This window comes from Gammaproteobacteria bacterium (assembly GCA_015709635.1).
In the GTDB taxonomy this organism is placed as follows: domain Bacteria; phylum Pseudomonadota; class Gammaproteobacteria; order Burkholderiales; family Nitrosomonadaceae; genus Nitrosomonas.
In genome coordinates this window covers 21,206-33,834 of sequence record CP054180.1, presented here as the reverse complement: position 1 = coordinate 33,834, position 12,629 = coordinate 21,206, and the positions used below count along the sequence as shown (strand labels likewise).

Below are 12,629 nucleotides of genomic sequence, written 5' to 3'. Positions count from 1 at the left end.
GTCTTCCCGCTTCTTTCCGTTTTCCTTACGTCATATCTGACATGTCCATCACGTACACGATCATTTCTTTCATTATCGCCTTAGGGATACTGATTACGTTTCATGAATTCGGTCATTATCTGGTGGCGCGCTGGAATGGCGTGAAAGTATTGCGATTCTGCATCGGTTTCGGTCAGCCTATTTTCCGCAAGCGCTGGGGAAAAGACCAGACCGAATGGATGATTGCCGCTATTCCACTGGGCGGTTATGTCAAAATGCTGGATGAAAACGAAGGCAAAGTCGCGGCGGAAGATTTACCGCGCGCATTTAACCGCCAACCGGTTGGACGGCGCTTCGCCATCGTAGCTGCCGGACCCATCGCCAATTTCTTATTGGCCATCGTTTTGTATTGGCTGCTTTTCATTCTGGGCGTTGCCGGTATGAAGCCTGTCGTTGGTCCGGTCGAACCTGCCACAGCCGCCGCTCAGGCCGGATTTACAGAAGGTGAAACCATCGTCAGTATCGAAAACGAATCTGTCGCCAGCTGGCAGGATGCGCGCTGGACTTTATTACGCCACGCCATCGATCAATCAGCCGAGATAACCATACAAACCGTCAATAAAAATGGCGAAATCAATTGGCGCAAACTGGATTTAAGCCATGTCGATCCGGATAAGCTCAACGAAAATTTTCCGGGCATTATCGGACTCACCGGTTATCAGCCCGCCATCAAGCCTGTCATCGGGCAGGTCATCGCCGGTAGTGTCGGCGACAAAGCCGGGCTGCTGGCAGGCGATGAAATCATCGCTATCGATGATAGCGAAATCCACACCTGGATGGATTTTGTCAAAGCTATCCGGTCGAGCCCCGGACGCACTCTGGAATTGGAAATTTTGCGCAACGGTCAAATGGTTGCACTCACCGTTACACCGGAAGCTGCGGCTGAGAATGGCAAACCCATCGGAAAAATCGGCGTAGCCCCGGTTATCAATCAAGTGGAATTCGACGAACTGCTCGTTACCGTCCGTTATCCTCCCGGTGAAGCATTGCAAAAAGCGCTCGGGAAAACTTGGGAAACGACCGTGCTGACTTTGCAAATGCTGTCCAAAATGATCACCGGCGATGTCTCGCTGAAAAATGTCAGCGGACCGATCTCGATCGCCGACTATGCCGGCCAATCCGCACAGATGGGATTAGTGTCTTATTTGGCTTTCCTGGCGTTGATCAGTGTCAGCATCGGTGTCCTGAATTTATTACCGATCCCGATTCTGGATGGCGGGCACCTCATGTATTATTTGATTGAAATCGTAAGAGGCAACCCTCTTCCGGACAAAGTCATCATCATTGGGCAGAGAATCGGCATGGCCATGCTGTTAACCTTGATGATGTTTGCCATCTATAACGATATTAACCGCCTTATCACTGGCTAAATAATGAAATTCCGGCATCTTGTCGCACTGTTAAGCTTCTTTTATGCATTCTCGTGCTGGGCCGGCGATTCTTTCATCGTCAAGGATATTCGTGTTGAAGGCATACAACGCACCGAAGCCGGCACAGTTTTCAGCTACCTGCCGATCAAGGTCGGCGATGTCATGAATGAAGATAAGGCAACCGAGGCGATCAAAGCGCTTTACGCGACCGGTTTTTTCAAAGATGTAAAATTAAAATCCGAAAATAATATTCTGATTGTGGAAGTCGTCGAGCGGCCGGCGATTGCACAAATCAGCATCAACGGTGCGAAAGAATTTGAAAAAGACAAGCTGCTCGAAGGTCTGAAGCAGGCCGGTATATCGGAATCGCGGATATTCAGCCGCTCACTGCTGGAAAGAGCGGAACTTGAATTGAAGCGCCAGTACATCAGCCGCGGCAAATATGCCGTCAAAATCACTACGACGACAACGCCACTTGAGCGCAATCGTGTGGGGATTACTTTCGATATCAAGGAAGGCCGCACAGCCCGGATTAAAAAAATCAGTTTTGTCGGCAATGAAAAATTTCCTGACAAAGAATTGCGCGGCATATTGGTTCTCCGGAAGCCTGACTTATTAAGCTGGTTCACCAAAAACGACCAATATTCAAAACAAAAACTGGCAGCCGATCTGGAAACCCTGCGCTCATATTATCTTGATCGCGGTTATCTGGAATTCAATATCGAATCCACACAAGTATCGATAACACCGGATTTGCGCGATATCTACATCACCATCAACCTGACCGAAGGCGCTCAATATACTGTCTCCGACATTAAGGTGGCTGGCGAAACGATCGTTCCGGAAGAAGAGATACGCAAACTGATCTTGCTCAAAAGCGGCGCGGTATTCGCCCGCCAGAAACTGACCGAATCGATTAAATCGATTACCGACCGGCTGGGCGACGATGGCTATGCCTTCGCTAATATCAATGCATCGCCGGAAATCGATCAGGAAAACCGCAAAGCCGCATTCACCTTTTTTATCGACCCGGGACGCCGGGTCTACATTCGGCGGATCAACATCACAGGCAACGATCGAACCCGCGATGAAGTGATCAGGCGTGAGTTCCGGCAAATGGAAGGGGCTTGGTATTCGACTAAGAATATCAACCTTTCAAAAGTGCGCGTGGACCGCTTGGCTTTCTTTAACAGCGTCAATATCGAAACCCCGGCCGTGCCCAACAAAACCGATCAGGTCGATATCAACGTCAAAGTGGAAGAAAGGCCAACCGGATCCATTATGTTTGGTGCGGGTTATTCGCAGCAACAGGGCATCATCCTGAACGGTTCGATCTCTCAAAACAATATTTTCGGTACCGGTAATTTTCTCAGTCTTGATGTGAATACCGGTCTGATCAATAAAACCTACGCCGCTTCATTCACCAATCCTTATTTCACCGTGGATGGTGTCAGTCTCGGCCTTGATGTCTACAAGCGCGATCTGAATACCCGGCAATTGGTACAGGTGGGCGCATTCAAGACGGAAACACTAGGTGCAGGTTTGCGGCTCGGTATACCGATCGCGGAAGGCGATATCGTTTCGTTTGGACTGGCTGCGGAAAATACGAAAATCGGTACTTTTGACGACAGCCCGCAGCGTTATCTGGATTTTGTGAAAGAGTTTGGCACGTCCACCAACAATTTCCCGTTTACCATCAGCTGGGCCCGAGACCGCCGCGACAGTGCCATCTGGCCCACCTCTGGAACCACGCACCGGGTATTTGCTGAGGTTAGTGTGCCCGGCGGCGACTTGAATTATTATAAAGTCAGTTATAGCCAAAAATGGTATTTCCCGATAACCGATTTCTTCACGTTGATGCTGAATGGCGAAGCCGGATATGGTGATGGCTACACCGGACATCCGTTGCCGTTTTTCAAGAACTTTTTCGCCGGCGGTAATAATTCCGTTCGAGGCTATAACTTGAACTCCTTGGGTCCTCGCGACCAGTTCACCAATGTTTCAGGCAGCAACTCAACCTTGTTTGCCGTCGGTGCCAGTAAGCGCGTTGTCGGTAATGTCGAACTGATGTTTCCGGTGCCTTTCTTAAAAGACGATCGATCGCTGCGATTTAGCACCTTCCTGGACGGCGGTACAGTATTCAACAAATTCGGTGATCTTAGCAATTTTATGCGTTACTCGGTCGGGCTCGCACTGACCTGGGTCTCACCGATGGGGCCTTTGAAGGTGAGCATCGCGCAACCCTTAAATGATCAGCCCGGCGATAATTTGCAAAGATTCCAGTTTATGTTCGGGCAACAATTCTGATTGTGTTGAGATTCCACAGCCGGTGAATATAGTGAAACAAACTCATCAACAATGGCGCTATCTGGTTATGCTCGTAGCAACCGCCGTTTTTGCCTGCGGCCCCGCTACCGCTCTTGCCGGCAATATCAAAATCGGTGTGGTGAATACCGAAAAAATTCTGCGCGAATCGTCGCCGGCACTCCAAGCACAGAAAAAAATCGAGCAGGAATTCATGCCACGCGATGAAGACATCAAGAAAATGGCGCTTGAAGCCAAAGTGTTGCAAGATAAGCTTGAAATAAACAGCATCAAGATGGACGAAAGCGAGCGGCGCAACTTGGAAAGGAACCTGGCTAATCTGAGCCGGGAATATCAGCGCGCGCAACGGCAAATGCGGGAAGATTTGAGCGTACGTCAGAATGAAGAATACAGCGTCATACTCGAGCGCACCAATCGCGCCATCAGCAAAATCGCCGAGGCGGAAAACTACGATCTGATATTGCAACTGCAAGACTCAGTCTACCGCAGCCAGCGCATCGACATCACCGACAAAGTGATCAAATTGCTCGACAGCGAACAATAAAAACACACCTTGATCCAGGTGTGCAGGGCCAAAAGGAAAATAAAATGAGTACCATGAACATTCACGAAATCTTGAAATATTTGCCGCATCGTTACCCGATTTTACTGGTCGACAAGGTTATTTCGCTCGAAGCGGGCAAGGATATCGTCGCATTGAAAAATGTCTCGATCAACGAGCCGTTTTTTCCCGGACATTTTCCGCATTATCCGGTCATGCCGGGCGTTCTAATCGTCGAAGCGCTGGCACAGGCGGCTGCGCTGCTGACGCTCAAAACCGAGAATGCCGTCAACAAAACCGATTCGGTTTATTATTTCGTCGGCATCGACGGTGTGCGCTTCAAAAAACCGGTTTTGCCCGGCGATCAACTCATTTTGAAAGTCGCCATCGAACGTCAGATCAAAGGATTATGGAAGTACTCCGCACGCGCCGAAGTAGATGATCAACTGGTCACCGAAGCGCAATTGATGTGTACCGCAAGAGCGGTATAACCTCTCCCGTTTCGATTGCCGCCACTGCCGATCGCCGATAGCAAAACGCTCGTCTGCGGCGTCGATGAAGCCGGCCGGGGGCCGCTCGCCGGCCCGGTATACGCAGCCTGCGTAGTACTGAATCCGGCTCGCCCCATCAATGGCTTGGCCGATTCCAAGCAACTGAGCGAAAAGCGGCGCGATACCTTGGCGCTTGAAATCAAACAATACGCCATGGCATGGGCGATCGCATTCGCCACGGTGGAAGAAATCGACCGGATCAACATCCTGCAGGCAAGCCTGCTTGCGATGCAGCGCGCCGTGCAAAGCCTGCCGTTCACACCTGAACGGGTGCTGATCGACGGCAAGCACAGCCCTAACCTCGACTGTGCGGTGCAAACCATCGTCAACGGCGATCGTTTAATCCCTGAAATTTCGGCCGCGTCGATTCTCGCCAAAACCGCACGCGATGCGGAAATGTTACGATTACACCACATTTACCCGCGCTACGGCTTCGACCGGCACAAAGGCTATCCGACCAAAGCACACTTCGCAGCCCTGCAACAACATGGCCCGTGCGAAATTCACCGGCAAAGTTTTGCACCGGTCAAAGCATCACAGCAAAACGCCGCTCATGGCCGGAACAATGATGAGCTGCAAAGGAAACAGCGATGACACAGATTCGCATTTTCCTGTCCACCGTTAGCGCCGAGTTCCGCAGTTACCGCGATGCTTTGCGGCGCGATCTTGATCGCCCCAACGTACCGTCAAAGTACAGGAAGATTTCATCGCCACCGGCACGGAGACGCTGGACAAGCTCGATGATTACATCCGCCAATGCGATGGGGTGATTCTCATCTGGTTGGCGATATGACCGGCGGGCATAGATTCAACGGGCTATATTTGCCAACACCATGACACGAAAGTCTCATTCATCGCACTTTATGCGTATAATGGCGGCTATTCAACGCCGTATTCATAAGCGGCGATGTCGTTGATAACGATCAATAATTATTAGCCTCTAACTCAGCAAAGGATCAATCTAACATGCGCGTACTAAAAAATACTGTGGTTTCCCTGAACTACGAATTGACGGATGCTTCGGGAAAAGTTCTGGAGAAAACAGACTTACCGATCAGTTACTTGCATGGCGGTTACGGCGGCATTTTTCCGCTGGTGGAAGAAGCGCTGCACGAAAAGGAAGTTGGGCATTCCTGTTCGGTCACGATGGAACCGGAGGATACGTTTGGCGAGTACGACACCGAACTGATTCGCGTCGAGCCGCGCAGCTCATTTCCCGACAACGTGGTCGTCGGTATGCATTTTGAAGGCGGTGCGGAAGATTCTGACGATTTCATTATCTACAAAGTGACCGATGTGACCGACGATTCCGTGATTGTCGATGGCAATCATCCGTTCGCTGGCATAAAACTGAATTTTGCCTGCACCATAACCGATGTGCGCCCCGCCACGCCGGATGAAATTGAGCACGAGCATGTGCATGGCGCGCATGGTCACGAGCATTAGGAACGTTGCCGGAAAACTGCCGCGGCCCGGTCATGCCGCGTTGAAATCAGGCTCAAATACTCATTTGATATTCTCGTAAACTGAGTTTGGCCTAGTCTAACTCTGTCTCGCCACCTTTTTCGGCGCTCTTTCTCAGTGATTACCGGGTGCATCCAGCGTCTTTTTCAATAGATATAGCTGTTCCAACGCTTGCCGGGGAGTCAGTTCGTCCGGTGAAAGATTTTGCAGCAAAGCAATCACCGGATGATCTTCATGTGGACTTTCCGCTTGCGGTTCCGGAGCTGAAAAAGAAAACAGATCCATCTGCGGTTCTTTCTTGATGCTTTCCTGTTCCAGTTTTACCAGGTGTTTTCTTGCCAGCTTGATCACGCCTTCGGGAACGCCCGCCAGCGCCGCGACTTGCAAGCCGTAGCTTTGACTGGCCGGACCTTCGGCCACCTTATGCAGAAAAACGATGCGGTGTTTATACTCCACGGCATCCAAATGGACGTTTTGCAACTGCTTGAACTCTTCCGCCAGTTTGGTCAATTCAAAATAGTGTGTGGCAAACAGCGTGAAGCTGCGATTCTTACTCAACAAGTGACGGGCAATGGCGAATGCCAGCGCCAAGCCGTCGAATGTCGATGTGCCGCGCCCGACTTCGTCCATCAGCACCAGGCTTTGCGCCGTGGCGTTATGCAGAATGTTGGCGGTTTCGGTCATTTCCACCATGAACGTCGAGCGTCCGCTGGCCAAATCGTCGGCCGCGCCGATACGGGTAAAAATCTGATCCAGAATACCGATGTGCACTGCCTTCGCCGGTACGTAACTGCCGCAATGCGCGAGCAGGGCGACCAATGCGATTTGCCGCATGTAGGTGGATTTACCGCCCATGTTGGGGCCGGTGATCAGCAACATGCGCGCTTTTCCGGTGCCTTCGGCGCCCATTTGCACATCGTTGGCGACAAAGTTTTCCACTTGCCGCTCCACCACCGGATGGCGGCCGGTATCGACGGTGAAAATATCGTCGGAGGATAATTGCGGAGCGGTATAGTCAAGTGCCTGTGCGCGTTCGGCAAAGGCGCACAGCACATCGAGTTCGGCGATGGCGGTGGCGATTTTTTGCAGCGCTTGAATATGCTGTGCCAGCATATCCAATAATCCTTCGTACAAATATTTCTCCCGCGCCAACGCCCGGTCTTGCGCGGATAAGGCTTTATCTTCGAAAGCTTTCAGTTCCGGTGTGATGTAACGCTCGGCGCTTTTCAGCGTTTGCCGGCGGCGGTAGTCGGTAGGGATTTTTTCGCTGTGCGCATGCGTGACTTCGATATAAAAACCATGCACGCGATTGTATTCCACTTTCAGGTTGGGGATGCCGGTGCGCTCTTTTTCGCGCATTTCCAGTTGCAGCAGGAATTCACCGCAGTTGTTCTGTAACGCGCGCAACTCGTCGAGCTCGGCGTCAAAACCATCGGCGATGACATTGCCTTCGCGCAGCACCACACCGGGTTCCGGCAGCAGCGCTTTACTCAGTAATCCGGCGACCGCCGCGTCAATCTGCAGCGCATGAATCAATTGATCGATCCGTTCGCTGGCGCAACCGGCGATAGCCTGAACGACCTCCGGCAACAGCGTAAGGCTGTCGCGCAAACCCGATAAGTCCCTCGGCCGCGCGGATTTGAGTGCGATGCGCGCGGTGATGCGTTCGATATCGGCACAGCGCCGCAGCAAGGTCCGCACCGCCGCAAAATAATTCTGCTCATTTTCTCCGGTCAAAGCCGCGACACTGTCGAGCCGTTGTTGTATCGTACCGCGATCACGCAACGGATGATGCAGCCAAAACTGCAACAAGCGGCTGCCCATACTGGTTGCGCAGGTGTCGAGCAATGACAGTAAGGTGGGCGATCGCTCACCGCGGATCGTTTCGGAAATTTCCAAGTTGCGGCGCGTGGCGGCATCCATACGCACATACACGCTCTCCCGTTCCGCTTGCAGCGATGTGATATGCGGAGCGGCGGAGCCTTGCGTCAGGCGCGTATATTCCAGCAGCGCGCCGGCGGCGCATAGCGCAGCGCTTAAATCCTCGCAGCCGAAACCGCTGAGGTCATGCGTTTCAAATTGCCGCGTCAGGCTGTTGAATGTGCTGTCACGATCAAACTGCCACAACGGCAGGCGCTTCAGCGCCCAGTTTTTTCCTTGCACTTCAGGCAATGCCAGCGGCTCGGGTAGAAGAATCTCCGCCGGTTGCAAACGCTCCAACTCGCTGAGCAAATTGTGCGGCGCAGTTTCCAGCACACGCAATTGTCCCGCCGCCAAATTCAGCCACGCCAACCCCAATGTCGAATCCTGTATCACCAGCGCCAATAAAATACAGTCGCGTTTATCGTCAAGCAACGCCGCATCGGTCAGCGTCCCAGGTGTGATGATGCGCACCACTTCCCGGGCTACCGGCCCTTTGCTGAGCGCCGGATCGCCCACTTGCTCGCAAATCGCGACCGATTCCCCTGCCTTGACCAGCTTGGCCAAATATTGCTCGGCCGCATGGTAAGGTACGCCGGCCATTTTGATCGGTTCACCGGCGGAAGCACCGCGCTGTGTCAATGTGATGCCCAGCAACTTGGCCGCTTTTTCCGCGTCACCGAAAAATAACTCATAAAAATCCCCCATGCGATAAAACATTAGCATGTCCGGATATTGCGCCTTGATGCGCAAATACTGCTGCATCATCGGCGTATGCGGGTCTTTTTGCGATTTCATGGGCTCTGGCAAGGCAATTTATGCATCGGGCAATACATTATGCGGATGAAATTTTTTTGATCGTGGGAATTTCTCAATGACTCCCTCATTATTTTTAATCGAAGCCTTGAGTTGTAATCACACGAATGAAGTGGAACACGGCATTTGATGCTGCGTGAACAAACGTTTATATTATAGGCAAATTGCCCGGAATATTTTGGAAAATTAACCTGTGAGAAGTAGAGATGCTGCTGCTTTGCTCACAGTCATTCTTTTGAATAGGCGCTTATCTCATGCGGATCGTTCTTTTTTTGCTGTTACTGGCTTTATCGCTCGCAATCCAAGCTGATACCGGAACACAAGTACGTCAATTGGAGAAATCCCTAGCTCGCATCCAACAGGAATCTCAATCCATCCAACAGCAATTCATGATGATCCAAGAGTTACGCCGTAATGAGATATCGGAATCGCCGACATTAATACCGTCGATTCCGTCGGCAAAGAGTGTACCGGTTCCTAAATACGAGGATCTCATCCGGCTCCAGCAGGAAAAACAAGAGCGAATTGAAAAATATACCGCTGACTTGAACCGGTTATATGCGCGCTATAACGAACTGGAGAATGAAAAGCAGGCGATCTTAGAGCAAATCAAATCGCTGGAGCAAAAAACGGAAGAATAATTACTGCGAACGGTCACTTGCCTTCAAAATTCTTAAACCAGACAGCGTAAATTTCGTCCGACCATAACGATTTTATCCAGACGATCACATCGTCCACTTGCTGCTCGGTTAATTTGCCTTCCCAGGGAGGCATGGAACCGATCTCCGGCGGCGTTCCTTTGAGTATGGTTTTCTTCAGCACGTCGGTCGAATGATGCCAGGCATGCGCGCTGCTATCCAACGGCGGCGGCGGGTATTTTCCATCCGCACCGGGTTTGCGCCACTCGGGAGTGGCTTCGCCGTTCGGGCCATGACATCCGGCGCAATTGGCTTTATAGACACCCTCACCCCGTTTGATTTGCACCGGATCGAAATTCCGTTTTACCAAACCCGTCTTGCTATCAAGCTGATGTTGACCGGAAGAAACGCCAGGCAACCCGGAATTGCCGCAGCCCAATATCGCGGCTGCGGCCATGCAGAGCAAAAAACTACGTATTATCATGAAAAAGGCAACTACTTCAGGCGCATTACGGAACTGTTTTGTTCGGGTTCAGGATTGGCAGGTACAGCTTCCGCTGCTTTTTTGGCGTAGGGATCATAGCGCTGATAAATGGTCGTTTCCTTACGCGTTTGATCGCGTTCGGTAATCAACAGAACGTTATAAGGATCGACCCGGCCGCTTTCCATCCCCGGCGTTCCATGCGGCATATCGGGGACGGATAATCCAACCGCCTTCGGTTTTTCCTTCAGCAAGCGGATGATATCCGGCGCCGGAACATGACCTTCAATCGCATAACCGTTGACCAGAGCCGTATGACAGGAACCGAGCGATTCGGAAATACCCGATTTTTTGCGGATATCCTTGTTGCCGACATCGTGTGTTTTTACGGTAAAACCATGTTCACGCATATGATCGACCCATTTGGCACAGCATCCGCACGTCGGGCTTTTATAAACATCAACCGTCGTTGTCGCAGCCGCTTGCACAGCGACACTTAATAAACCAGCCGCCATTATCGATTTCGCAAACATCGTACCTTTTCGTATTTTCATTTCTTCTCCACAGTAATTGTTCCACGCATTCTCTTGAAATGGCCGGGCAAAGGACAGGCGAAATTAACCGTTCCCGCCTGAGTGAATTGCCAGATCAATTCTTTCTGCTCCCCCGGATCAAGTTGCATCAAGTGCGCTTCCGTATGTTCCTTGTCAGGATGCATGTGCCGCATGTTGGCAGCTTTTTTCAGCTCGGCCATCGATCCCAGCAACATTTCATGTTTGTGATCACCCCCATTTTTAATCACAAAACGGACTGTTTCACCTTCATTCACTTTCACTTCGGCTGGCAAAAACATATTATCCACTTGTGTCAGCTTCACCATACGCGACACTTTGTCCGCATCACCCGGCCTGCCGATATCGACTTCCAAATTGGAACTGCTTGCGCTCGAATAGCTATTGGTTGAAAACAAGACCAAGATCACAAATGGTATAATTCCGTTCATCGAATTCTCCTGAAATTATTCCCGAGCCTCTTTATCCGCCTTGATTAGAATCCGGCTATGCTAAATTGTTCCATTCCGTTTGTCTAATTTCAGCTATAAGTAACCTTCCTTTTCTCGCATTAAAAAATCATCTCTTGCTACTGGAATCTCATTGAATATGAACCTGAAACAACAATATAACACCAACAAGCTGCAAAAACGCTTACGGCGGCAGGTTGGCACTGCGATTGCTGATTTCAACATGATCGAAGCCGGTGACCGGGTCATGGTATGCCTGTCCGGCGGCAAGGACAGCTATGCCTTATTGGACATTCTGCGCAACCTGCAAGCGCATGCGCCACTGGAATTTGAGCTGATTGCGGTCAATCTGGATCAAAAACAACCCGGTTTTCCCGAACAGGTGTTGCCGGCTTATCTGACGGAAATCGGTATGCCCTTCCGCATCGTTGAGCAAGATACCTATAGCGTCGTCAAACGCGTCATCGCGGAAGGAAAAACCACCTGCAGCCTTTGTTCGCGCCTGCGCCGCGGCGTACTTTACCGGGTTGCCAGCGAACTGGGCGCCACCAAGATCGCATTGGGTCATCATCGTGACGATATTCTCGTCACTCTGTTTCTGAATATGTTTTATGGTGGAAAGCTGAAAGCTATGCCGCCCAAACTGGTCAGTGACGACGGTAAGCATATCGTGATCCGCCCGCTGGCTTACTGCAAGGAAAAAGATTTGGCGGCGTACGCAGCCATAGCGAATTTCCCGATCATTCCATGCAATTTATGCGGATCGCAGCCGAACTTGCAACGCCAAGTGATCAAGGAAATGATGCAGCAGTGGGACAAAAAATTTCCCGGCCGGCTGGAAACCATGTTTCGTTCCTTACAGAACGTTCAACTATCGCATTTGGCCGATACTTCCCGCTACGATTTCTTCAATCTGAAAGCGCAAGGCCAGCCGTTCCTTGACGGTGACACGGCGTTTGACGAAGAAACTTTCGAACCCACCATCGAAGAAATGCTGACCCCGGCCGAGGAAGTAACAGACGATAACCCGCTCGTTTCATCATCTTGACCGGCGATTTCCGCGCGCAGGCGGAATCCATTTGAATGTCATCGCCACCAAAGCGGCAAACAGAACATAAACTACTGTCAATACGGATTCCGGCACGTCATAAAACAGCATGCGATGAAGCCAGTGCTGAATAAAACCGCCCTCCGCCGCAGCTTGGCGCAATGCGTTTTCCCATACGGTCAGCGGACAAACGACGCCCATCAGCGATTCGACCACAACGAATAAAATTGCAGCAAGATGCAAATAGCGAAACCACGGGTTTCTAACAAACCCCCGTTTCAACCACGCGCCCAGCCAAATGACCGGCAGACTGCCGACGACAAACAACACATACAGAAAATGAATCATCAATACGATGTCGGCCAGCGGCATATTGAATTCTGCGATTGCTCACATTGACGGTTATCGATACTCA

14 protein-coding genes are annotated in these 12,629 nt (G+C 51.1%); 9 read left to right on the top strand and 5 right to left on the bottom strand.

Features of this window, described 5'->3' with window-relative positions; genetic code table 11:
• Nucleotides 1-41: 41 nt before the first annotated feature.
• The 7 genes from rseP to HRU78_00115 all read left to right on the top strand — a co-directional run bounded on the left by rseP (nt 42) and on the right by HRU78_00115 (nt 6,272).
• Nucleotides 42-1,409, top strand: a complete 1,368-nt coding sequence (rseP, locus tag HRU78_00145; GenBank protein QOJ22244.1) for an RIP metalloprotease RseP — start codon at nt 42-44, stop codon at nt 1,407-1,409.
• Nucleotides 1,410-1,412: 3 nt separating this feature from the next.
• Nucleotides 1,413-3,716, top strand: a complete 2,304-nt coding sequence (gene bamA, locus HRU78_00140) for an outer membrane protein assembly factor BamA (GenBank protein QOJ22243.1) — start codon at nt 1,413-1,415, stop codon at nt 3,714-3,716.
• 67 nt (nt 3,717-3,783) lie between these two features.
• Nucleotides 3,784-4,278, top strand: a complete 495-nt coding sequence (locus tag HRU78_00135; protein ID QOJ24841.1) for an OmpH family outer membrane protein — start codon at nt 3,784-3,786, stop codon at nt 4,276-4,278.
• A 44-nt stretch (nt 4,279-4,322) separates the two neighbouring features.
• On the top strand, nt 4,323-4,766 hold the full coding sequence (gene fabZ / locus HRU78_00130) for a 3-hydroxyacyl-ACP dehydratase FabZ (GenBank protein ID QOJ22242.1): 444 nt from the start codon (nt 4,323-4,325) through the stop codon (nt 4,764-4,766).
• A gap of 15 nt (nt 4,767-4,781) precedes the next feature.
• Nucleotides 4,782-5,420, top strand: coding sequence for a ribonuclease HII (rnhB, locus tag HRU78_00125; GenBank protein ID QOJ22241.1), 639 nt, complete (start codon nt 4,782-4,784; stop codon nt 5,418-5,420).
• Complete coding sequence (locus HRU78_00120; protein ID QOJ22240.1) at nt 5,417-5,596, top strand: hypothetical protein; 180 nt, start codon at nt 5,417-5,419, stop codon at nt 5,594-5,596. Before rnhB ends, HRU78_00120 begins: the two co-directional genes overlap by 4 nt.
• A 196-nt stretch (nt 5,597-5,792) precedes the next feature.
• Entirely contained in the window at nt 5,793-6,272 is a 480-nt protein-coding gene (locus HRU78_00115; protein QOJ22239.1) for a peptidylprolyl isomerase, read from the top strand.
• Nucleotides 6,273-6,404: 132 nt separating this feature from the next.
• Here the strand turns inward: HRU78_00115 and mutS are convergent, their stop codons facing one another.
• A complete protein-coding gene (mutS, locus tag HRU78_00110; GenBank protein QOJ22238.1) occupies nt 6,405-9,008 on the bottom strand; it encodes a DNA mismatch repair protein MutS in 2,604 nt (867 codons plus the stop codon).
• A gap of 272 nt (nt 9,009-9,280) precedes the next feature.
• Between mutS and HRU78_00105 the strand changes: the two genes are divergently transcribed.
• Nucleotides 9,281-9,667 carry a hypothetical protein gene (locus tag HRU78_00105; protein ID QOJ22237.1) on the top strand — a complete coding sequence of 129 codons (387 nt, stop codon included), beginning with the start codon at nt 9,281-9,283 and terminating at the stop codon, nt 9,665-9,667.
• A gap of 13 nt (nt 9,668-9,680) precedes the next feature.
• On the opposite strand, the gene HRU78_00100 is transcribed toward HRU78_00105, so the two are convergent.
• Genes HRU78_00100 through HRU78_00090 form a run of 3 tightly spaced genes read right to left on the bottom strand, consistent with a single transcriptional unit; the run spans nt 9,681 to nt 11,148 of the window.
• Nucleotides 9,681-10,148 (bottom strand): c-type cytochrome, encoded by a 468-nt coding sequence (locus HRU78_00100; protein ID QOJ22236.1) that lies wholly within the window; start codon nt 10,146-10,148, stop codon nt 9,681-9,683.
• 11 nt (nt 10,149-10,159) lie between these two features.
• Nucleotides 10,160-10,699, bottom strand: coding sequence for a DUF411 domain-containing protein (locus HRU78_00095; GenBank protein QOJ22235.1), 540 nt, complete (start codon nt 10,697-10,699; stop codon nt 10,160-10,162).
• A complete protein-coding gene (locus HRU78_00090; GenBank protein ID QOJ22234.1) occupies nt 10,696-11,148 on the bottom strand; it encodes a cupredoxin domain-containing protein in 453 nt (150 codons plus the stop codon). The genes HRU78_00095 and HRU78_00090 overlap by 4 nt, the downstream gene beginning before the upstream one ends.
• A 157-nt stretch (nt 11,149-11,305) precedes the next feature.
• Between HRU78_00090 and ttcA the strand changes: the two genes are divergently transcribed.
• A complete protein-coding gene (gene ttcA / locus HRU78_00085) occupies nt 11,306-12,214 on the top strand; it encodes a tRNA 2-thiocytidine(32) synthetase TtcA (GenBank protein ID QOJ22233.1) in 909 nt (302 codons plus the stop codon).
• Here the strand turns inward: ttcA and HRU78_00080 are convergent.
• Complete coding sequence (locus HRU78_00080; protein ID QOJ22232.1) at nt 12,206-12,586, bottom strand: DUF2784 domain-containing protein; 381 nt, start codon at nt 12,584-12,586, stop codon at nt 12,206-12,208. The genes ttcA and HRU78_00080 overlap by 9 nt on opposite strands.
• Nucleotides 12,587-12,629 lie beyond the last annotated feature (43 nt).

What these genes read in the sequence shown, in the direction of transcription:
- rseP (QOJ22244.1), top strand. Translation starts at nt 42, where the DNA reads ATGTCCATCACGTACACGATCATTTCTTTCATTATCGCCTTAGGGATA.
- bamA (QOJ22243.1), top strand. Translation starts at nt 1,413, where the DNA reads ATGAAATTCCGGCATCTTGTCGCACTGTTAAGCTTCTTTTATGCATTC.
- HRU78_00135 (QOJ24841.1), top strand. Translation starts at nt 3,784, where the DNA reads ATGCTCGTAGCAACCGCCGTTTTTGCCTGCGGCCCCGCTACCGCTCTT.
- fabZ (QOJ22242.1), top strand. Translation starts at nt 4,323, where the DNA reads ATGAGTACCATGAACATTCACGAAATCTTGAAATATTTGCCGCATCGT.
- HRU78_00120 (QOJ22240.1), top strand. Translation starts at nt 5,417, where the DNA reads ATGACACAGATTCGCATTTTCCTGTCCACCGTTAGCGCCGAGTTCCGC.
- HRU78_00115 (QOJ22239.1), top strand. Translation starts at nt 5,793, where the DNA reads ATGCGCGTACTAAAAAATACTGTGGTTTCCCTGAACTACGAATTGACG.
- mutS (QOJ22238.1), bottom strand. Translation starts at nt 9,008, where the DNA reads ATGAAATCGCAAAAAGACCCGCATACGCCGATGATGCAGCAGTATTTG.
- HRU78_00105 (QOJ22237.1), top strand. Translation starts at nt 9,281, where the DNA reads ATGCGGATCGTTCTTTTTTTGCTGTTACTGGCTTTATCGCTCGCAATC.
- HRU78_00100 (QOJ22236.1), bottom strand. Translation starts at nt 10,148, where the DNA reads ATGATAATACGTAGTTTTTTGCTCTGCATGGCCGCAGCCGCGATATTG.
- HRU78_00095 (QOJ22235.1), bottom strand. Translation starts at nt 10,699, where the DNA reads ATGAAAATACGAAAAGGTACGATGTTTGCGAAATCGATAATGGCGGCT.
- HRU78_00090 (QOJ22234.1), bottom strand. Translation starts at nt 11,148, where the DNA reads ATGAACGGAATTATACCATTTGTGATCTTGGTCTTGTTTTCAACCAAT.
- ttcA (QOJ22233.1), top strand. Translation starts at nt 11,306, where the DNA reads ATGAACCTGAAACAACAATATAACACCAACAAGCTGCAAAAACGCTTA.
- HRU78_00080 (QOJ22232.1), bottom strand. Translation starts at nt 12,586, where the DNA reads ATGCCGCTGGCCGACATCGTATTGATGATTCATTTTCTGTATGTGTTG.